Source organism: Gemmatimonadaceae bacterium, assembly GCA_036273715.1.
Taxonomy (GTDB): Bacteria; Gemmatimonadota; Gemmatimonadetes; order Gemmatimonadales; family Gemmatimonadaceae; genus JADGGM01.
In genome coordinates this window covers 67759-87214 of the sequence record DASUHB010000050.1, presented here as the reverse complement: position 1 = coordinate 87214, position 19456 = coordinate 67759, and the positions used below count along the sequence as shown (strand labels likewise).

Sequence of the window (19456 nt, the reverse complement as noted above, 5' to 3'; positions counted from 1 at the left end):
CGCCCATCAGCAGCATCGCCAACGAGGGGTAAAATGCCCGCATAGCAGCCTCCTGAGGCCGACCACAGCAGGGAAACGACGCCATTCCAGAGTGCGGCTTCCGGGAAAGATTGTCAATAGAGGCGAAGGCAAACTACCGGCCACGCGGGTAGCGCTCCGGCAAGCCCGGCGTTAGTCGGGGATGGCGCCGGCGGGAAGGACGTACGTGAGCGGATCCACCACCTTCCCCTGCACGTGAATTTCGTAGTGCAGGTGCGGACCGGTCGACAGACCGGTATTGCCAACGTTGGCAATCACTTGCCCGCGATCGACGTGCTGGCCGACGCGCACCACGATCCGCGAACAGTGCGCGTACTTGGTGACAATGCCACCGCCGTGGTCGATCTCGAGCACATTCCCGTATCCGGTTTGCACCGTGACCATCGTCACAGTGCCGGCGGCAGGCGCGACGATCGGCGCACCCATCGGCGCGCTCACATCGATGCCCTCGTGCGGCCGTCTGATGTGCAGAATGGGGTGGAACCGCGAACGACTGAATGCACTCGAGAGCCATCCGGCCGTCGGCATGATCGACGGAATGTGCGACAACCGCTCGGCGTGCTGCGACAGCGTGTCGGAAACTTCCGCGAAGCTCGCGGCGAGCGAATTCGCACGACGGATGAGCAGATCGAGATTCGGGTGCGACACCATGCCCTCGCGCTGGACGTAGCTGCTGTCTGCGGGATGATCCGAGAGCAACGCGGACACCGAGTCTTGCGGCAACCCCGCGAGCAACCGAATCTGCTCATCGCGGTGCGCAATGGTCTCGATCGTGTCGAGCAGGCCGTTGAGCCGCGCTTGAAATGCAGGCGACGGCGCCTGGGCCGGGTGCGGCGCGAGCGCCGACCGCGTCAGCACCGCGCCGGTGAGTACGAGCACTGCGACGAGAGCGGCGCCGCCGATTCGAAGAGAGCGCCGGATCGCGGCGGAGCTGATGGTGATGCTCCGCGCGGCGTCGCAACCGTTCGGGACGAGCATGATGGTCCAACGGCGGTCGGCGCGCATGGAGACCTCTCGATGGCAGCAGCTGTATGGAGGGGGGTTACAGCAGGAGGACTCGTTTCATGCGTGGGGAGTCACGCGTGAAACATCTGTTTTCGTTGCGCCACATAGCGTTACTTGCCCCTCGGGCGAGGTGACGGAGCGGCGCTGACGGCTGCGAATGAATGGCCGCGGGACGCGTCACGCCGCGGCGGTTTCTCGTGGAAAGAGACCCAGGCCTTTCTCGACGCGCCATCCGCTCGGTTCCAGCGATGCGACGGGGGTTTCGTCCGCAGCGGGCCAACGTTGCTCATCGATGTTCCCCGTCCCGCCTAACTGACGCCACAGCTCCTGCGCCTTGGTCGGCATGAACGGCGCGAGCATGAGCGCGAGGTGCGTCAACATCCACGCGAGCGCGGCAAGCGTCTCGCGCAGCTCGTCGGCGCGCGATGGATCCTTGGACAGTTTCCAGGGCGCTTGCCGATCGACGTACTCGTTGGCGCGCGCCACGACGCGCCATGCTGCGGCGAGCGCTTCGTGCAGCAGCAAGCCCTTCATCGCGCGCCGATACTGAACTCGTTCGATCTCCACCCACGGCGCGGCGCCGGCGAGCGATGCGGCGCTCACGTGCGGCACGTCGCCATCGCAGTACTTCTGGATCATCGCGATGGTCCGGCTGGCGAGGTTGCCGAGTCCGTTGGCGAGGTCCGACGTATAGCGCTCCTCGAAGCGTTCCCAGGAGAAGTTGCCGTCGGCATCGAACGGCACTTCGCGCAGCAGAAAATATCGAAAGGCGTCGGATCCGAACCGGTCCACGGCTTCCGCCAGCTCGAGCTTGACCCCGGCGCTCTTGCTGAACCGCTCGCCGCCTAACTGAACGAAGCCGTGCGCCCAGACGCGCTCGGGCAGCGCTTCGCCGGCGGCCCACAGCATCGCCGGCCAGATCACGCAGTGGAAGCGCGTGATGTCCTTGCCGATCACGTGGAGCTGCGCGGGCCAGTGAGCGCGCGATCCCGGAAATCGGGGCGCGGTCCAGTAGTTAGGCAGCGCGTCGAACCACACGTACGTCGTTTGCTGTTCGCCGTCGCTCGTTGGGCGAGGGAAGGGAACGCCCCACGAGAACCGCGACCGGCTCGCCGACACGTCCTCGAGGCCCTGGTCCAGCAGGCTCAGGATCTCGTTGCGGCGGGACTCGGGCTGCACGAATTTCGGGTGCTCGGTGATGTGCGTACGGAGGCGGTCCTGATAGGCAGACAGCCGGAAAAACCAGTTGCGCTCCTCGACCCACTCGAGCGTGCGCGTGGGGTGGAGCACGCAGTGGCCGTCGAAGATCTCGGAGTCCTGCTTGAACGCTTCGCACCCGACGCAGTACCAGCCCTGATACGACTTTTCATAGAAGTCGTCGGGGTTGCGCTCGAAGATGCGCTCCAGCAGGTCGCGGACGCCTTCGCGGTGTTCGGCGGAGGACGTGCGGATGAACTGGTCGTGGGAGATTTCGAGGTGGTCCCACATCCGCTGGAAGCTTTCGGCGATCTGGTCGGTGAGCTGCTGCGGCGAGAGGCCGCGCTCGGTCGCGGTCTGGGCGACTTTCTGTCCGTGCTCGTCCATGCCGATGAGGAACCACACGTCGTCGCCTAACAGACGGTGGTACCGGGCGATGGCATCGGCGCCGATCTTCTCGAAGGCGTGGCCCAGATGCGGCTCGCCGTTCGCGTAGTCGATGGCGGTCGTGAGGTAGAATCGAGGCACGATGCGGGTACGGTAGTCCTGTCGGAGGGCGGGGGCGGCGGGGCGCCGTTAGGCGCGCCGCCGCGACGGGCGGAACGTCACTGCGGATCGCCGCCGGGGCGGCTGCGGCGTCCGCCGCGGCGGCCCCGGCGGCGGTGGGATCGGCGTCCGCGCGACGCATCCGACGCCGCGGCGGCAGGCTCCGATTGGGGCGCCTCCTCGTCGGCCGCATCGAGCCCCGCGTCGAGCACCGTGTCGACCGCGCTGTCCGCGTCGTCCACCGGTTCGTCGACGTCGGGTTCGTCGTCTATGCGCTCGACCGAGAGCGGCGACCGCCGCTCGATCTCCGCCTTGAGATCGGCTAACGGAACGACGCGCGTCTCACCGTCCGTGCCGCGCAGCGTCACGCGGTCGTTGAAGATATCGTTGGTCACAACCTTTTCTTCGCCGCGCGTGGTCGTGAGCACGCGTCCCTCCTTCGGAAAGCGCTTGCGCGCTTGCGCGTAGAACTCGTGCTCGTACCGCAGACAGCACATGAGCCGTCCGCACGCGCCGGAGATCTGGGACGGGTTGAGCGAGAGCCGTTGATCCTTGGCCACCTGCAGGTTCACGGGGCGCAGCTCGGGCAGCCACGACGCGGAGCAATACTCGCGTCCGCAGCGGCCGATGCCGCTCAGGCGCTTGGCCTCATCGCGGACGCCGATTTGCTTGAGCTCGATGCGCGTGCGAAACGCCGCTGCGAGGTCGCGCACGAGCGCGCGGAAATCCACGCGCCGCTCGGCCGTGAAATAGATGGTGAGCTTGCGCCGGTCCCACTGCCACTCCGCGTCGGACACCTTCATGATCAAGCCGTGCTGCTTGACCTTTTCCATCACCTTGCGGCGTGTGTCTTCGTCCTGGCCGCGCAGCTCGGCGGCGCGACGCTCTTCGTCGGCTGTCGCCGTGCGCAGCACTTTGCGTTCGGGGCGCGCGGCGCCGCAGCCATGCGCGCAGCCGCCGCAGCGGTGCTCGGCGAGCTCGCCCACCGAGTGGATGCGGCCGAGGTCCTCGCCGCGATCTGCTTCGACGATCACCGACGCGTGCAGGCGCGGGGGTTCTTCCACGTCCCAGAGGAAGAACTCCTTGCGATTGCCCTTGAACGCGACTTCGATCAGTTGCGTGGCCATCGTGGTCTGTCGCTACTCGGCGTATTGCCCCATGGCGAGGAACTTCTCCCGGCGGCGCCGGACGAGCTTTTCCGGACGGTAGCGGCCTAACTCCTCGAGCGCGCGGCTCACGGCCTGGTGGACGGCCTGCGCGGCCGCTTCATGATTGGCATGCGCGCCGCCCACCGGCTCCGGGATGATCTCATCGATCACGCCCAACTCGAGCAGATCCTGCGCGGTGATGCGGAGCGCCGAGGCGGCGCGCTCGCGCATCTCGGGACTCTTGCCATCCTTCCAGAGAATGGCCGCGCAGCCCTCGACGGTGATCACCGAATACACGGCGTTTTCCATCATCAGGACGCGGTCGGCCACGCCTAACGCTAGCGCGCCGCCGGAGCCGCCCTCGCCGATGACCGTGGACACGATCGGCACCTCGAGGCGGCTCATCTCGAACAGGTTGCGGGCGATGGCCTCCGACTGCCCGCGTTCTTCCGCGCCCAGACCGGCCCACGCGCCGGGCGTGTCGATGAACGTGATCACGGGGACGTGGAACTTCTCGGCGAGCTTCATGAGACGGAGGGCCTTGCGATAGCCCTCGGGGTGCGGCATGCCGAAGTTGCGCTTGAGATTTTCCTTGGTGTCGCGGCCGCGCTGGTGGCCGATCACCATCACGGTCTCGCCTTCGAGGCGCGCCCAACCGCCGACGATCGCGGCGTCTTCGTGATAGAGCCGATCGCCGTGGAGCTCGATGAAATCGGTGAACGCGAGCTGCAGATAGTCGAGCGTGAAGGGGCGCTTGTTGTTGCGCGCCACTTGGACACGCTGCAACGGCGACAGATTCTTGTAGACCTCGGCGCGCAGCTCGTCGAGCTTCCGCTCGAGCGGCGCAATTTCTTCGGTCACGCTCATCTGTCGCTTGCCCGCGGTCCGTTTCAGCTCGTCTATCTGTTTTTCCAGCTCAGCGATCGGCTTCTCGAACTCCATCGTCGTCGAGCTCGCCATTTCAGCTCCCGCGTACGAGTCGCACCCGGTCAGGCCCGAGTATCGATCGCAGCTCGTTGAGGGCGGCGTTGGTTACGGCGATCCGCAAGGATCGCGACCGGAGGCGCGCACTCATCCCGTTTCCATCGTTCCACCGCAGCTCGAGTGGCGCCGAGCCGGTGTGCACTTCGACGGCCTCACGCACATCGCGCATCACGTCAGCCGACACACCGGCGCCGAGCCCCAACTCGATGGACACGGCGACATTTCCGGTGGCGCGGTTCTGCTCGAACGGCGTGACCGACTCGACGATGAACACGGGATTCTCCGCTCCCTGATCGCGTCGAGAATAGCTGCCGGCGAGCAACACCGGCACATCCGGTTTGATCTTGTCGCCGAGGAGGGTCCAGGCCTCGGGGAATACCAGCACCTCCGAAGATCCCGAAAAATCCTCCACTGTCAACCGCGCAAACTCGGCTCCGCTCCGTTTGCTCACCTGCCGTTTGATGGCCGTGACGACCACACCGAGCTTGATCGGCTGATCGGTCCACGTGCCGAGCTGAGCCACAGTATGCGTGGCGAACAACTCGACTTCGGTCCGGTAGGGCTCGAGCGGATGTCCCGAAATATAGAAGCCCAGGATCTCTTTTTCTCTGGCCAGGCGCTCGGCGTCGGACCAGGGCTGCACGTTGGGAAGCGTCCGCGCCGGAAGGGTGGTTGCGGTCGCGCCTCCCGAGGACTCGCCGAAGAGCGAGACCTGGCCGCTGGCCGTCTCCTCTTGCTTGAGTGCGGCCTCCTGCAGCGTGGAATCGAGCGTGGCGAGGTACTGCGCCCGGTGGCCACCGAGACCGTCGAGAGCGCCCGATCCGATGAGCGCTTCGAAGACCCGCTTGTTGCAGGTGCGGAGGTCGACGCGATCGGCGAGATCGACGAGTGCCGTGAACGGTCCATCGCGCCGCGCGGCGAGGATCGCATCGATGGCGGTGCGTCCGACGTTGCGGATGGCGCCGAGCCCGAAGCGCACGCGTTTGTCGCCGACGACGGTGAACTTGTAGCCGGATTCGTTGACATCGGGCGGGAGCACCTCGATGTCCATCTCGCGTGCTTCGTTGATGTACTTCACGACGGCGTCGGTGTCGCCGATTTGCGACGACAGGAGCGCGGCCATGAACTCGGCGGGGTAATGGACCTTGAGCCACGCCGTCTGGAACGACAGCACCGAATACGCGACCGAGTGCGACTTGTTGAAGCCGTACCGGCCGAACGTCTCGATCTGGCTCGCGATCTCCTCGATGATGCGCCGGTCGTAGCCGCGGGCGACGCTTTTCTCGATGAACTTGCCTAACTCGTTGCGGATGAGCTCGGCGTCCTTCTTGCCCACCGCCTTGCGCAGCACGTCGGCTTCGGCGAGCGAGATGCCGGCGAGGATCTGCGCGATGCGCATCACCTGCTCTTGGTAGGTGATGACGCCGTACGTGCCGGCCAGCGCCTGTTCGAGCTCCGGCAGCGCGTAGGTCACGGGTTCTTCCCCGCGCTTGCGGCGGATGAAGACCTTGTGCATGCCTGCGTCTAACGGACCCGGGCGCATGAGCGCGTTGGACGCGACCAGGTCGTCGAAGCGGTCGCACCGCATGCTGCGGAGGAGATCCGTGGCCAGCGCCGACTCGAACTGGAAGACGCCGGCGGTGCGTCCGGCGCGGAGCATCCGGTACGTCTCGGGGTCCTCGAGCGGCAGCTGCGACGGGTCGAGCTGCTCGCCCGTCCGTTCGGCGATCATGGCCAACGCATCGTGAATCACCGTGAGTGTCGTTAGGCCGAGGAAGTCCATCTTGAGCATCCCGGCCTTCTCGAGGTAATTCATGTCGTACTGCGTGACCACCACCGACTCGTCCTCGGTGCCGCCGGCGCCCTTGGTGGTCTGCGTGCACACGGGCACGTAGTCGTCGAGCGGACCGGGCGCGATCACGACACCGGCGGCATGGACGCCGGCGTGCCGCGACAGTCCTTCGAGCGCGATCGCGTAGTCGAGCAGCTGCTTGTAGCGCGCTTCCTTGCGGTAGAGGTTGCGGACGTCGGTGATCTGTTCGACCGCCTCGCTCACCGAGAGCGAATAGTTCGGCTGGTTGGGGATCAGCTTGGCGAGCTGGTCGGTTTCCTGCGGGGTGAAGCCGAGCACGCGGCCGACGTCCTTGATCACGGCGCGCGACTTCATGGTGCCGAAGGTGATGATCTGGCCCACGGCGTTGCGGCCGTACTTCTGCCTAACGTACTCGATCACCTCGCCCCGCCGCTCGAAGCAGAAGTCGACGTCGATGTCCGGCATCGACACGCGCTCGGGGTTGAGGAAGCGCTCGAACAGCAGATCGAACTTGAGCGGGCAGACGTCGGTGATTCGGAGCGCGTAGGCGACGAGCGAGCCGGCGGCGGAACCGCGTCCGGGGCCGACGGGGATGCCGCGGTCGCGCGCCGCGGCGATGAAATCGGCGACGATGAGGAAGTAGCCGGCGTAGCCGGTGGTGGTGATGACGCCGAGCTCGTAGTCGAGGCGGCGGCGGACCTCGTCGGGCAGCGGGTCGCCGTAGCGCTCGCGGGCGCCGGCCTCGGCGAGGCGGACGAGCAGCTCGTTCTCGGTGGCCACTCCGTTAGGCAACGGGAACGACGGGACGTGATAAGTCTTGCCCAGCTCGATGTGCACGCGGTCGGCGATGCGCAGCGTGTTCTCGAGCACGTCGGGGCGGTCCGGGAAGTGCGCGGCGATCTCCGGCCCGCTCTTGAAGTAGAGCCCGTCATCGTACCGCATCCGGTCGGGCGCCTCGAGATCCTTGCCTAACCCGATGCACAGCAGCACGTCGTGCGCATCGTGGTCCGACCGGCGGAGGAAGTGCGCGTCGTTGGTGGCGATCACGGGCAGGCCGGTGTCGGCGGCGAGCCGGAAGACCTGCGCGTTGAGCTTGGATTGCAGACCTCCTGCGTCGTGCGCCTGCACCTCCAGGTAATAGCGGCCGTCGAACACGTCGCCGTACCAGAGCGCGGCCGCCTTGGCGTCGTCGTAGCGGTCGTCCATGAGGTTGGTCGCGATCTCGCCGGCGAGGCATGCCGACGACACGATCAGTCCCTCTCGATAGCGCGCGAGCAATTCGCGGTCGACCCGCGGCTTGCTGTAGAACCCTTCCATGTACGCCAGCGACGACAGCTTGACGAGATTGCGATAGCCCGTCTCGCTCTCGGCGAGAATGATCAGGTGGAAGTAGGGCTTGGCGCCTGGGCGCGGACGCGAGCGTTCCCGTCGATCGCCCGGGGCCACGTACGCTTCCATGCCGATGATCGCTCGCAGCTTGGCTTTCTTGGCCTTTTCCTGGAACTCGAACGCCGCGTGGAGATTGCCGTGGTCGGTGATGGCGAGCGCGGGCTGCTCGAATTCCAGCGCCCGCGCGATGAGGTCGTCGATCCGATTGGCGCCGTCGAGCAGCGAATACTCGGAGTGACAGTGCAGATGGACGAAGGACATCGGGTATGGGCTGGTGGCGTCGACGGGCGGCTCTCGCGCGGCACCAAGGCGAGGCGCGTGAACGCTTCCGTAGTATACGCCCCGAGCGTCTCGAGGACAGGGCTTCGTGGCCGGCGCTCTCGCATGCATCGCCGGCGCGCGCCGGATACCTTTGCTCGGGCAGCGCGCGATGCTCGCGCGCATCGGTGCTCGCACGCTGGAAGCGCATGCGCGAGCCGCACGGTCGAGACTGATATGGAACGCGCCACGCCGACGATGATCGAGGAGGGTTTCATCTCGTGAGGTCGCCCGCACGCATCATCGGACGGATACTCGTCGCCGTCCTCGTGCTGGTGGTCGCGTTTCTGGTGCTCACGCCGATTGGCCGCTATCTCGCCAAGGCCGCGTGGGAAGAGGGAAAGATCCTGGTCCGCCGGCGCTCGATCAGCGCGCTGATCGCATCGCCGTCCACCGATCCCGTGACACGGGCCAAGCTGCAGCTGGTGCTCGAGGCGCGAACGTTTGCCGCCGACTCGCTGCACCTCGACGCCGACGAGAGCTTCACCACCTACAGCCGACTCGATTCGGACACGCTGGTCCTGGTGGTGGGTGCCGCGTACCGCGACCGGCTGCGACCGTACACGTGGTGGTTTCCGATCGTCGGTCGCGTGCCGTACAAGGGCTATTTCACGAAACAGGGCGCGTTCGACGAGGCGAAGTCGCTCGAGGCGAAGGGGCTGGACACGTACGTGCGTCCGGCGTCGGCGTTCAGTACGCTCGGTTGGTTCGAAGACCCGCTGGTATCGAGTACGCTGCACGAGGACACGGCGAGTCTGGCGAACACCGTGATTCACGAGTTGACGCACAACACGTTCTATGCGCCGGGACAGGCAGTGTTCAACGAGTCGTTCGCGAACTTCGTGGGTGCGCACGGGGCGATGCGGTTCTTCGCTTCGCGCGGCGACACGGTGCACCTGCGGGAGAGCCGACAGGATTGGGCGCGCGATCGATTGTTAGGCGCATTCTGGCAGAGTGTGTTCGACGGGCTCGATTCGGCGTTTCGCGCGCATCCGGCCAGCGCGGCGGCGCGGCTTGCGGCGCGCGACACCGTGTTCGCGAGGGCGCGTACGCACTTCATGCAGGACGTGCTGCCGCGATTGCCCGGGATCCCGCCCGGGGTGCGCGTGCAGCTGGTGCTCAACAACGCGATCGTGCTCTCGCGGCGTGTCTATCGAACGGGTCTCGATCTGTTCGACGACGTGCTCGATCGCGAGGGCGGCGATTTGCATCGCGCCGTGACCGAGATCATCGCGCTGGCCAAGTCGCGGCCGAACGATCCGTATGGCGCCGTGCGCGACTGGGTGACAGCGCACGCCGCGTCCGGCGCGGCCGGCGACTCGGCCGTCCGTTAGGCGTTGCCGCCGGCGCCGAAGCGACCGCGCACCAGCGCGCGGAGGTCGAGCGGTGGTCCGACCGGCGCCGCGGCTGCCGGAGCCGGCTGCTGTACCTCGGCCACAGCCGCCACCCGGCGCATGCGCTCGCGCACTCCGCCGTCGATGAAGCGCGACAACTGATCGATGGTGTACTCCGAGCCCCATCGCGAGCCGTACGTGTTGAGCGGGTGCACGACCGCGAGCTGATGGCGCGCCCGCGTCATCGCGACGTACATGAGACGTCGTTCTTCCTCGGCTTCATCGTCGTCGCGGAGCGCGCGTGATGATGGGAACCAGCCATCCACTGCCCAGATGATGAAGACGGCGTCCCATTCGCGGCCCTTGGCGCTGTGCGCGGTGCTGAGTATGAGGGCGTCGTCCACGCGATCGTCTGGGCCGGCGAGATCTTGGGTGCCGGATGGCGGCTCGAGCGCGAGCTCGCTCAGAAATGCGGCGCGCGACGGGAAGTGGCCGGCAATCACTTCGAGCTGGTCGAGATCGGCGAGGCGCGGCTCGATGTTGTCGTAGCGCTCGCGCAGAATGTCGTCGTAGAGGCGGCGCACGAGCGCGATCTCGCCGGCGACCGCCGGCGCGCCGTGTCCCGTTTCGCCTAACGTCGCCAGCAGCGTGACCAGCGAGTCGTGCGCCGCTCGGGCCCGCGCGGGCGGCGTGCACGCGGCGAGGGCCTGCGGGTCCCACGCCGCTGCCGCAATGCGCTCGACCGCGGCGCGCGCAGTCGCCTCGCCGATGCCCGGCAGCAGCAGGAGCACGCGATACCAGCTCACCTCGTCCCGCGGGTTCTCGACCAACCGAAGGAAGGCGAGCACGTCTTTGACGTGCGCCGCTTCGAGGAACTTGAGGCCGCCCCATTTCTCGAACGGGATTTTGCGATTGGTGAGCTCGATCTCGAGGTCGGCGGACATGTAGCCGGCGCGAAAGAGCACCGCGATCTCGCGCAGCGGCGTACCGGATTCGTGGAGCTCGAGCACCCGGTCCACGACCCACCGTGTTTGATCGTGCTCGTCCCGCGCGGTCACGAGCGCCGGAAGGTCGCCGCCGGACCGGTGGGTGCGCAGGTTTTTCGTATAGCGTTCGCGCGCCCGGGAGATGACGGTGTTGGTGACATCGAGAATGGGTTGCGTCGACCGATAGTTGGTTTCGAGCGTGACGATGGTCGCGCCGGTGAACTGCGCCGGGAAGTCAAGGATGTTGCGGATATTTGCACCGCGGAATGCGTAAATGCTTTGCGCGTCGTCGCCGACGACGGTGATGTTGCGATGCGTGCGGCACATGCCGCGGAGAATGCGCGCCTGGAGCAGGTTGGTGTCCTGGTATTCGTCCACCAGCACGTGGTCGTAGAGTCCGGCGATGCGCGTCGCGAGCTCGGCGGAGCCTTCGAGCATGCCGGCCCAGAAGAGGAGCAGGTCGTCGTAGTCGACGAGATTGCGCTCTTCCTTGCGCGCGATGTAGTCGGCGAATACGCGGCGCACTTCGGGCGCGTCGTCGGCGAACTGCGGGAACTCGTCGCGCAGCACATCATCCACCGGGATATCGGTGTTGATGTGGCGCGAGTACACGTGGTGCAGCGTTTCCTTTTTCGGGAAGCGGGACGCGCGCTGGCCGAAGCCCAACCGGGCCCGGGCGATGCCCATGAGGTCGACGGCGTCGCCCTGATCGAGAATGGTGAAATCCTTGGCGATGCCGGCGGCCTCGCCGTAGGCGCGGAGCAGGCGGTGGGCGGTAGCGTGGAAGGTACCGCCGTGCACGCGTCCCTTCGTTCCTCCCACCAGTCGCTCGGCGCGCTCGAGCATTTCCTGAGCAGCGCGTCGCGTGAACGTGAGCAGGAGAATGCGGTGCGGCCGGACGCCGGTGGCGACGAGGTGCGCGACGCGATGGACGAGCGTGCGCGTCTTGCCGGTGCCGGCGCCGGCGATGATCAGGAGCGGGCCGTCGCCATGTTGGGCGGCAGCCAGCTGTGCGGCGTTCAGCGATTGTGTGTGGGACTCGAGAGACACGAACGGCGCCGGGTGGAAGAGTCGCAGGGTCCGTTCAATACTTATTTCTTGGAGCTGTTCCTGTACCGATTGATTGCAACCTGGTCCACATGCACGCCGCCGTAGCGTTCCTCGCGCCACGGGTCGCCGCGCATGTGATAGCCGTTCTGTTCCCAGAAGCCGGGCATGTCGAAGTCGAGCAGCTCGAAACCGCGTACCCACTTCGCGCTCTTCCAGAAATACAGGTGTGGCACGAGCAAGCGAAGAGGCCAGCCGTGTTCCGGCGTCAGCTCGACGCCATCGTGCCGGAACGCAAGCAGGTTTTCCGGTCGGTCGAGGTCCGACAGCGGCAGGTTCGTGGTGTAGCCCTGTTCCGCGTGGACGAGGACGTGTGTCGCCGCGGGCTTGGGCTGCGCGCGTCGCAGCACATCCTGTACGGGTATGCCCTCGAAATGATTGTCGAGGCGGCTCCATCGCGTGACGCAATGGATGTCGCACACGGTGTCCTGGTGGGGTAGGGCGAGCAACTCGTCGTAGGTGAGCGTGTACGGGTGTTCGACCAGACCCGAGACTTCGAAACGCCACGTCGCGAGGTCGACGCGCGGGACGTCGCCGTAGTGCAGAACCGGCCATTTCCTGGTGACAGCCTGTCGCGGCGGCACGCGATTGCGATCGTGAGGAATCGCGTCGACGACGGGCAAGAGACCGGGCATGCGCCAATAATATAAGGCGGACAGGACGGACACAGCCGGATTATCTGCGTGTTCTCCGCCTTCATGTCCGCGCTTCGTCCGCCTTTATGGCCGCGCTTTGTCCGCCTTTATGGCCGCGCTTTGTCCGCCTGTTAGCTCCTGTTCCGACCGCTCGTAGACCTCGAGGCTGAACACGTCGCCGAGGGCGGCGGCGGCGGCGGCGGCGACATCGCCTAACGGAATGCGGGCGCCGGTTTCGCGCTCCATGGAGGTCATGACGACGCCGCTGATGCCGCACGGCACCATGAGATCGAAGTACGACAGGTCGACCGCCACGTTGAGCGCGAAGCCGTGCCAGGTGACCCACTCGCGGGCGTGCACGCCGATCGACGCGATCTTGCGGCCGGCCGTCCACACTCCAGTCAGGCCGATGTTGCGCTCGGCGGGAATGTGCCACGGCGCGAGGGTGGCGATGAGCGCGGCCTCGAGCTGCCGCAGATACCAGTGGAGATCCTTCTTGTGCGTCGCAAGATCGATGATCGGATAGCCGACGAGCTGGCCGGGTCCGTGGAACGTGACGTCGCCGCCGCGCTCGACGTCGAACCGCTCCACGCCGCGCGCGGCGAGGAGCTCGGGCGTGGCCACGAGATTGGCCGCTCTGGCGGTTCGGCCTAACGTGACGACGGGCGGGTGTTCGACGAGCAGCAGGACATCCTGATCGACGTCGCCCGCGATGCGCGCGCGCGCCACGGCGCGCTGCAGCTCCAGGATCTCGCCGTACGAGCGAAGCCCGAGATGGACGACGTCGAGTCGCGGCATGCGGCTGCCTGACGTCAGGCGTGGATCACGCGGCCCATGGCATCCAGCGTCGCTTCGGCGATCGCCTCGGAGAGCGTCGGGTGCGCGTGGATGGCCAGATCCACTTCCTCGATCGTCAGCTCGTTTTCACGCGCGACCACCAGCTCGTGGATCAGCTCCGTGGCGTGCGCGCCGATGATGTGCGCGCCGAGAATCTCGCCGTACTTGGGGTCGGCGAGAATCTTCACGAAGCCCTCCGTCTCGCCCGCCGTGCGCGCGCGGCCGTTCGCCGAGAAGGGGAATTTGCCCACCTTGTAGGCGATGTTCTTGTCCTTGAGCTGCTGCTCGGTGGAGCCCACCGATGCGACCTCGGGGTGGCAATAGGTTGCGTTAGGCACGTTGCCGTACGGCACCGGCTGCACGTGCGGCAGTCCGGCCAGCGTCTCGGCGAACACGATGCCTTCGCGCGATCCCTTGTGCGCGAGCATCGGCGGACCCGCGACGTCGCCGATGGCATAGATGCCCTCGGCGCTCGTCGCCATCTTGCCGTCGATCTTGATGAAGCCGCGCTCGGTGAGCTGCACGCCGGCCTCCTTGAGGCCAATGTTTTCAACGTTAGGCGCGCGACCGGCGGCCACCAGCACTTTCTCCACCGTCAACGACTTGCTCTCGCCCTTGACGTCGATGGTGAGCGCCACCGAATCCTTGGCCACTTTGGCCGAGCCGATCTTCGCGCCCGTGACGACGTCGATCTTGCGCTTCTTGAAACTGCGAACCAGCTCGGCTGACACCTCGCCGTCTTCAAGCGGCAGGAGCGTCGGCAGCACTTCGATCAGCGTCACCTGCGTGCCGAACGCCGAGAACACGTCGGCAAACTCGCAGCCCACCGCGCCGGCCCCGATGACCGCGAGGGTTTTCGGCGCGCGCTCGAGCACGAGCACTTCATCGGATGAGAGCACCGTGGTCTTGTTGAGCTCGAGCCCGGCCTGCGGCAGGCCGCGCACGCGCGAGCCAGTGGAAATCACGATGGCCTTCTTCGCTTCGTGCGACTCTTCTTTCCCGTCCGCGTTTTTCACGGCGACGCTCTTCTTGCCCGCAATGCGCCCCGTGCCTTTGATCCAGGTGATCTTGTGCTTCTTGAACAGGAACTCGACGCCCTTGGAGTTTTGCTGGCTCACCGCGCGCGACCGTTTCATGGCGACGCCGTAGTCGAGCTTCACGCTGCCTGCACTCACGCCAAACGACTCGCCGTGTTGCACGTGCATGGCGAGCGCCGCGCTCTCGAGCAGTGCTTTCGCGGGAATGCATCCCCAGAGCACGCACGTGCCGCCCAAGCCCTCGCGTTCGACGACCGCGGTGGACATGCCGAGTTGGGCGCATCGGATTGCGCCCACATATCCGGCGGGACCGCCGCCGATGAAAATCACGTCGTACGAAGCCATGTGTGGTCGAGGGTCGAGGTTGCGCGATAAGTGGTTCTTCGGGAATTTCCGGAAAGCGCGGCGGTGCGGGATTCCCCAACACAGGGTCAAGGATCACAAGCGCCGGTCTTCTCTTTTCCTGAGTGAGCTGATTTTTATCGGTGCTTTGTCCGTTGTGTCCTGCTTTGTCCGCGTCGTCATGAGCGTAGCACTTTGCCCGTCCGGCCTGAGTCGATTTTTTTTCCAGCTACGTTTCCCGAAAATCCCGACGACCCCGAAAAATAGACGGCCGGTCTAGTACACGAGCATCAATGAATTTTCGAGCATGCGCCGCACGTCCTGCAGGAAGCGCGCGCCGGTCGCGCCGTCGATAACGCGATGGTCGCAGCTCATCGTGAAGCGCGCGCGTTTGCGCACCACGATCTGCCCCGCGAGCGATACGACTTTGTCCTCCACCGCGCCGACGGCGATGATGCCCGCTTCGGGCGGATTGATGATCGCCGTGAATTGGTCGATGCCGAACATGCCGAGGTTGGAGACCGAGAAGGTCGAGCCGGTGTACTGCTCGGGTGTGAGCTTGCGGTCGCGTGCTTTCGCGGCGAGCTCGCGCGCTTCGTGCGAGAGTTCGCCGAGTCCTTTCCGGTCGGCGTCGAACAGCACCGGGGTGATGAGTCCGTCCGGGATCGCGACGGCCATGCCGAGGTGGACGCGGTTGAACTGGCGGACCCGGTCGCCTAACCAGTGGGCGTTCACCTCGGGATGCCGCGCCAGCGCGGTGGCGATCGCCTTGACGATGATGTCGTTGAACGAGACCTTGAACTCGTCGCCGCCGTCGAGCATCGCTTCGCGGAGCTCGGCCGTGCGCGTGAGATCGGCTTCCATCGTGAGATAGAACGTCGGGATCGGCCCGATCGATTCCGTTAGGCGGCGGGCGATGGTCTTGCGGATCTGGGTCAGCGGCACATCCTCGTAGTCACCTGCCGCCGCGCGACGTGGGGTCGACGACGGCGCCGCCGCCGGACCGGCGGCCATCGCCGCTTCGATGTCGCGCTTGATGATGCGTCCGCCGGGGCCGCTGCCCCGCACCTGGCCCAGATCCAGGCCGCGGTCGGACGCGAGACGGCGGGCGAGCGGCGACGATCGCGGGCGGCCGCCGTTCTCCTCCGGCACGGCCGGCGGCGCGATCGGGGGCGCCTCCGGCGGGCGCGGCGCCGATACGTCGGGACCGGGCGTGCCTAACGCTGTCGGCGTCGGGGACGGCGCGGCCGGACGGGCGACCGCGGGGGCGGCCGGCGCTTCCTGCCTCGCGGCCGGTGCTTGTGACTCGGCCGCCGATGGCGCGGCCGCGCCGCTCGATGCAGGAGCAGCGGCCGGCGCACTGGCCACGATCGATCCGATGTCTTCGTCGGCGGTCGCAATCACGCCCACCAACTGCCCAACGGGAGCAGTCTCACCTTCGGCGAGCAGGCGCTTGCGCAGCACGCCCTCGCCGCGCGCGACCAGCTCCATCACCGCTTTGTCGGTCTCGATTTCGGCCAACACCTCGCCCTTGGCGACGGTGTCGCCCTCGTTCTTCACCCATTTCACCAAGCGCCCTTCTTCCATCGTGGGCGAGAGCGCTTCCATCACTACCTTTGTTGCCATGTCACACCCTGCGCTTGAGTCGCCGCCCCGCTACTGCTCGAGGTACATCACCCGTTTCACGGCCGCGATTGTCTTGGGCAAATCGGGCTTGGCCGCGCGCTCCAGGTTCTTCGCATACGGCATCGGCACATCCGCCTGGTGCACGCGAACCACCGGCGCATCCAGATCGTCGAAGCATTCGCGCTGAATGTAATCGACGACCTGCGCGCCGATTCCGGCGAGCTCCCAGCCTTCTTCGAGCACCACGGCGCGATTGGTTTTCTTGACCGTGGCCGCAATCGCTTCGACATCCATCGGCCGAAGGCTCAGCAGATCGAGCACGTCGACGCGAATGCCTTCCTTGGTCAGCTGATCGGCGGCCTGCAGCGCGACGAGAATCATTTTCCCGTGCGTGATGATCGAGCAGTGATCGCCCTCGCGCTTGAGCGCGGCCTTCCCGATCGGAATGACGTATTCCTCCGCCGGCACCTCGCCCTTGGTGTTGTAGAGCATCTCGCCCTCGAGCACGATCACCGGATTGTCGTCGCGCACGGCGCTCTTGAGCAGGCCCTTGGCGTCGTAGGGCGTGCCCGGCGCGACGACTTTGAGACCCGGGATGTGCGCGAGCCACGATTCCCACGCCTGCGAGTGCTGCGCCGACAACTGCAGCGCCGCTCCGTTAGGCCCGCGGAACACGATCGGGATGCTGTATTGCCCGCCCGACATGTACAGCATCTTGGCGGCGGAGTTCACCACCTGATCCAGAGCGAGCAGCGCGAAGTTCCAGGTCATGAACTCGATGATCGGCCGCAGGCCCACCATGGCGGCGCCGACGCCCACACCCGCGAATCCCAGCTCGGTGATCGGCGTGTCCACCACGCGCATTTCACCGAATTCCTGCAGCATGCCCTTGGACACCTTGTACGCGCCCTGGTACACGCCCACCTCTTCACCCATGATGAAGACGCGGTCGTCGCGCTGCATCTCTTCGCGGAGCGCCTGGTTGAGCGCGTCCCGATACGTGATCACCGGCATCGTCTACAACTCACCATTGACGTACACATCTTCTGTGAGCGACTCGAGCGCCGGCTCGGGGCTCGCGTCGGCGTAATTCCACGCGTCTTCAACGATGCCTTTGATCTCATCGTCCAGCGCGGACATGTCCTGGTCGGACCACTCGCCGTGCTGTTCCATCTCGCCGCGCAGCAGGGTGATCGGGTCGCGCTTCATGTGCTCTTCCAACTCTTCCTTCGTGCGGTAGGTGCCGCTCACGGCGTCGGACATCGAGTGCCCCATGAAGCGATACGTGCGCACTTCGATGAGCGTGGGCGTATGCTCGTTGCGCGCCCGTTGGGCGGCGCGCATCACTGCCTCGCGGACGGCGAACACTTCCTGGCCGTCCACGACTTCGTTCGGCATGTCGTACGAACAGGCGCGCTCGGCGATGTCGTTGATGGCCGATGCCCGCTCCAGCGCGGTGCCCATGCCGTAGCGATTGTTCTCGATGAGGTAGATCACCGGCAGCTTCCACAGCGCCGCCATGTTGAGCGCCTCGTGGAACGCGCCGCCGTTGACCGCCGCCTCACCGAAAAAGCAGAGGCACACCTGATCGCCGCCGCGATACTTGATCGCGAACCCGACGCCGGTGGCGAGCGGAATGTGTCCGCCCACGATGCCGTGGCCGCCCAGGAAATTGACGTTGCGGTCGAACAGGTGCATCGAGCCGCCCTTGCCCTTGGAGCATCCATCCGAGCGGCCGAAGAGCTCGGACATGATCGCGCGCGGCGGTACACCGCGGGCCAGCGCCTGGCCGTGGTCGCGATAGCTCCCGATCACGTAATCGTCGTCGCGCAGCGCCGAGATCGCGCCGACACCCACGGCTTCCTGGCCGATGTAGAGGTGGCAGAATCCACCGATCTTGCCCAGGGCGTAGGCTTCGGCGCACCGCTCCTCGAACCGGCGGATGAGCAGCATCTCGCGGAGCAGGGCTTTGCGGCTTGGCGCAGCCGACTGTTCCGTTAGGCGCGCGGGACCGGGCGCCGGCGGCGCGGCGGTAGTGACGGACGAGTCAGACTTCTTCTTGGGCATTCGAGGCGGCGGCGAAAAACGGGAAGCGGTGTGGCCGATCCGCGCGGTGGCGCGGCTGGAACGCGCTCACGCCGTGAGACTCTGCACCTGCTCCCACGCGTGATAACTCGATCGGACTAACGGACCGGACTCGACGTGGCGATAGCCCATCGCGAGCCCCGTCTCGCGCAGCGCCCGAAATTCCTCGGGCGTGTAGTAGCGGTCGAGCGGAATGTGCTGGGCCGATGGACGCAGGTACTGGCCGAGCGTGAGAATGTCGACGTCGACGGTCCGCAGCTCGCGCATCGTGTGCTCGACCTCCGGAATGGTCTCGCCCATGCCGAGGATGATGCCGGTCTTGGTCGGAATGTGCGGAGCAATCGCTTTCACGAACCGGAAAATGCGCAGCACCCGTTCGTAGCGGCCGCCGGGGCGGCACCGCTTGTACAACCGCGGCACCGTTTCGGTGTTGTGATTGTAGATGTCCGGCTCTGCGTCGAGAACCGTTTGAATCGCGTCTTCATCGCCCTGAAAATCAGGCACCAGCACCTCGACCGAGCAGTCGGGCAAGCGCTGTCTGATCTGGCGGATGGTCTCGGCGAAGATGGCGGCGCCGAAGTCGGGCAGGTCGTCGCGATCGACCGACGTGATCACGACGTGTCGCAATTGCATTTGCTCGACGGCCGCCGCGACGCGCGACGGCTCCTCGATGTCGTACACGGGCGGACGTCCGTGCGACACCGCGCAGTACGCACAATTTCGCGTGCAGACGTCGCCGAGAATCATGAACGTGGCCGTACCATGCTCCCAGCATTCGCCGACGTTCGGGCAATGCGCTTCCTCGCAGACGGTATGCAAGCCAAGTTCGCGCATGAGCGCGCCCAGGCGCTGGTAATTCTCTCCGCCCGGAGCGCGCACCTTGAGCCACGGTGGTTTGCGATCCGGGAGGGGGGCAGCGGAATGGCGCCCCATGATCTGGTACAGCGTATCCGTCATTCGATTTGGTATGCAGTTCTGTCTGCGCCGGCCGACGCGCAAGCCGCATTCGGCGCGTCAGATACGACGAT

14 protein-coding genes are annotated in these 19456 nt (G+C 66.1%); 1 reads left to right on the top strand and 13 read right to left on the bottom strand.

Annotated features, from left to right (window positions below; translation table 11 throughout):
* Positions 1 to 171: 171 nt before the first annotated feature.
* The 5 genes from VFW04_11250 to dnaE all read right to left on the bottom strand — a co-directional run bounded on the left by VFW04_11250 (position 172) and on the right by dnaE (position 8382).
* Positions 172 to 1044, bottom strand: coding sequence for a M23 family metallopeptidase (locus VFW04_11250; protein HEX5179901.1), 873 nt, complete (start codon positions 1042 to 1044; stop codon positions 172 to 174).
* A 177-nt stretch (positions 1045 to 1221) separates the two neighbouring features.
* On the bottom strand, positions 1222 to 2769 hold the full coding sequence (gene metG, locus VFW04_11245) for a methionine--tRNA ligase (protein HEX5179900.1): 1548 nt from the start codon (positions 2767 to 2769) through the stop codon (positions 1222 to 1224).
* 77 nt (positions 2770 to 2846) lie between these two features.
* On the bottom strand, positions 2847 to 3914 hold the full coding sequence (ricT, locus tag VFW04_11240) for a regulatory iron-sulfur-containing complex subunit RicT (GenBank protein HEX5179899.1): 1068 nt from the start codon (positions 3912 to 3914) through the stop codon (positions 2847 to 2849).
* A gap of 12 nt (positions 3915 to 3926) precedes the next feature.
* On the bottom strand, positions 3927 to 4895 hold the full coding sequence (locus VFW04_11235; protein ID HEX5179898.1) for an acetyl-CoA carboxylase carboxyltransferase subunit alpha: 969 nt from the start codon (positions 4893 to 4895) through the stop codon (positions 3927 to 3929).
* Between the two features lies 1 nt (position 4896).
* Positions 4897 to 8382 (bottom strand): DNA polymerase III subunit alpha, encoded by a 3486-nt coding sequence (gene dnaE / locus VFW04_11230; protein ID HEX5179897.1) that lies wholly within the window; start codon positions 8380 to 8382, stop codon positions 4897 to 4899.
* Between the two features lie 278 nt (positions 8383 to 8660).
* On the opposite strand from dnaE, the gene VFW04_11225 reads away from it, so the two are divergent.
* A complete protein-coding gene (locus VFW04_11225) occupies positions 8661 to 9773 on the top strand; it encodes an aminopeptidase (GenBank protein ID HEX5179896.1) in 1113 nt (370 codons plus the stop codon).
* On the opposite strand, the gene VFW04_11220 is transcribed toward VFW04_11225, so the two are convergent.
* The 8 genes from VFW04_11220 to lipA all read right to left on the bottom strand — a co-directional run bounded on the left by VFW04_11220 (position 9770) and on the right by lipA (position 19385).
* Positions 9770 to 11809, bottom strand: coding sequence for an ATP-dependent helicase (locus VFW04_11220; GenBank protein HEX5179895.1), 2040 nt, complete (start codon positions 11807 to 11809; stop codon positions 9770 to 9772). The two genes, VFW04_11225 and VFW04_11220, sit on opposite strands and share 4 nt — an antisense overlap.
* Positions 11810 to 11850: 41 nt before the next feature.
* The gene (locus tag VFW04_11215; protein HEX5179894.1) at positions 11851 to 12501 is read right to left on the bottom strand and encodes a sulfite oxidase-like oxidoreductase; all 651 of its coding nucleotides are present in this window, start codon (positions 12499 to 12501) and stop codon (positions 11851 to 11853) included.
* An 84-nt stretch (positions 12502 to 12585) separates the two neighbouring features.
* The gene (gene lipB, locus VFW04_11210) at positions 12586 to 13299 is read right to left on the bottom strand and encodes a lipoyl(octanoyl) transferase LipB (protein HEX5179893.1); all 714 of its coding nucleotides are present in this window, start codon (positions 13297 to 13299) and stop codon (positions 12586 to 12588) included.
* A 14-nt stretch (positions 13300 to 13313) separates the two neighbouring features.
* A complete protein-coding gene (lpdA, locus tag VFW04_11205) occupies positions 13314 to 14720 on the bottom strand; it encodes a dihydrolipoyl dehydrogenase (protein HEX5179892.1) in 1407 nt (468 codons plus the stop codon).
* A gap of 273 nt (positions 14721 to 14993) precedes the next feature.
* A complete protein-coding gene (locus tag VFW04_11200; protein ID HEX5179891.1) occupies positions 14994 to 16343 on the bottom strand; it encodes a dihydrolipoamide acetyltransferase family protein in 1350 nt (449 codons plus the stop codon).
* A gap of 30 nt (positions 16344 to 16373) precedes the next feature.
* Entirely contained in the window at positions 16374 to 17357 is a 984-nt protein-coding gene (locus VFW04_11195; GenBank protein HEX5179890.1) for a pyruvate dehydrogenase complex E1 component subunit beta, read from the bottom strand.
* A gap of 3 nt (positions 17358 to 17360) precedes the next feature.
* On the bottom strand, positions 17361 to 18410 hold the full coding sequence (gene pdhA, locus VFW04_11190) for a pyruvate dehydrogenase (acetyl-transferring) E1 component subunit alpha (GenBank protein HEX5179889.1): 1050 nt from the start codon (positions 18408 to 18410) through the stop codon (positions 17361 to 17363).
* A gap of 66 nt (positions 18411 to 18476) precedes the next feature.
* Positions 18477 to 19385 carry a lipoyl synthase gene (lipA, locus tag VFW04_11185; GenBank protein HEX5179888.1) on the bottom strand — a complete coding sequence of 303 codons (909 nt, stop codon included), beginning with the start codon at positions 19383 to 19385 and terminating at the stop codon, positions 18477 to 18479.
* Positions 19386 to 19456: the final 71 nt, after the last annotated feature.

What these genes read in the sequence shown, in the direction of transcription:
- VFW04_11195 (HEX5179890.1), bottom strand. Translation starts at nt 17,357, where the DNA reads ATGCCGGTGATCACGTATCGGGACGCGCTCAACCAGGCGCTCCGCGAA.
- lipB (HEX5179893.1), bottom strand. Translation starts at nt 13,299, where the DNA reads ATGCCGCGACTCGACGTCGTCCATCTCGGGCTTCGCTCGTACGGCGAG.
- lpdA (HEX5179892.1), bottom strand. Translation starts at nt 14,720, where the DNA reads ATGGCTTCGTACGACGTGATTTTCATCGGCGGCGGTCCCGCCGGATAT.
- lipA (HEX5179888.1), bottom strand. Translation starts at nt 19,385, where the DNA reads ATGACGGATACGCTGTACCAGATCATGGGGCGCCATTCCGCTGCCCCC.
- pdhA (HEX5179889.1), bottom strand. Translation starts at nt 18,410, where the DNA reads ATGCCCAAGAAGAAGTCTGACTCGTCCGTCACTACCGCCGCGCCGCCG.
- VFW04_11200 (HEX5179891.1), bottom strand. Translation starts at nt 16,343, where the DNA reads ATGGCAACAAAGGTAGTGATGGAAGCGCTCTCGCCCACGATGGAAGAA.
- ricT (HEX5179899.1), bottom strand. Translation starts at nt 3,914, where the DNA reads ATGGCCACGCAACTGATCGAAGTCGCGTTCAAGGGCAATCGCAAGGAG.
- VFW04_11235 (HEX5179898.1), bottom strand. Translation starts at nt 4,895, where the DNA reads ATGGCGAGCTCGACGACGATGGAGTTCGAGAAGCCGATCGCTGAGCTG.
- dnaE (HEX5179897.1), bottom strand. Translation starts at nt 8,382, where the DNA reads ATGTCCTTCGTCCATCTGCACTGTCACTCCGAGTATTCGCTGCTCGAC.
- VFW04_11250 (HEX5179901.1), bottom strand. Translation starts at nt 1,044, where the DNA reads ATGCGCGCCGACCGCCGTTGGACCATCATGCTCGTCCCGAACGGTTGC.
- VFW04_11215 (HEX5179894.1), bottom strand. Translation starts at nt 12,501, where the DNA reads ATGCCCGGTCTCTTGCCCGTCGTCGACGCGATTCCTCACGATCGCAAT.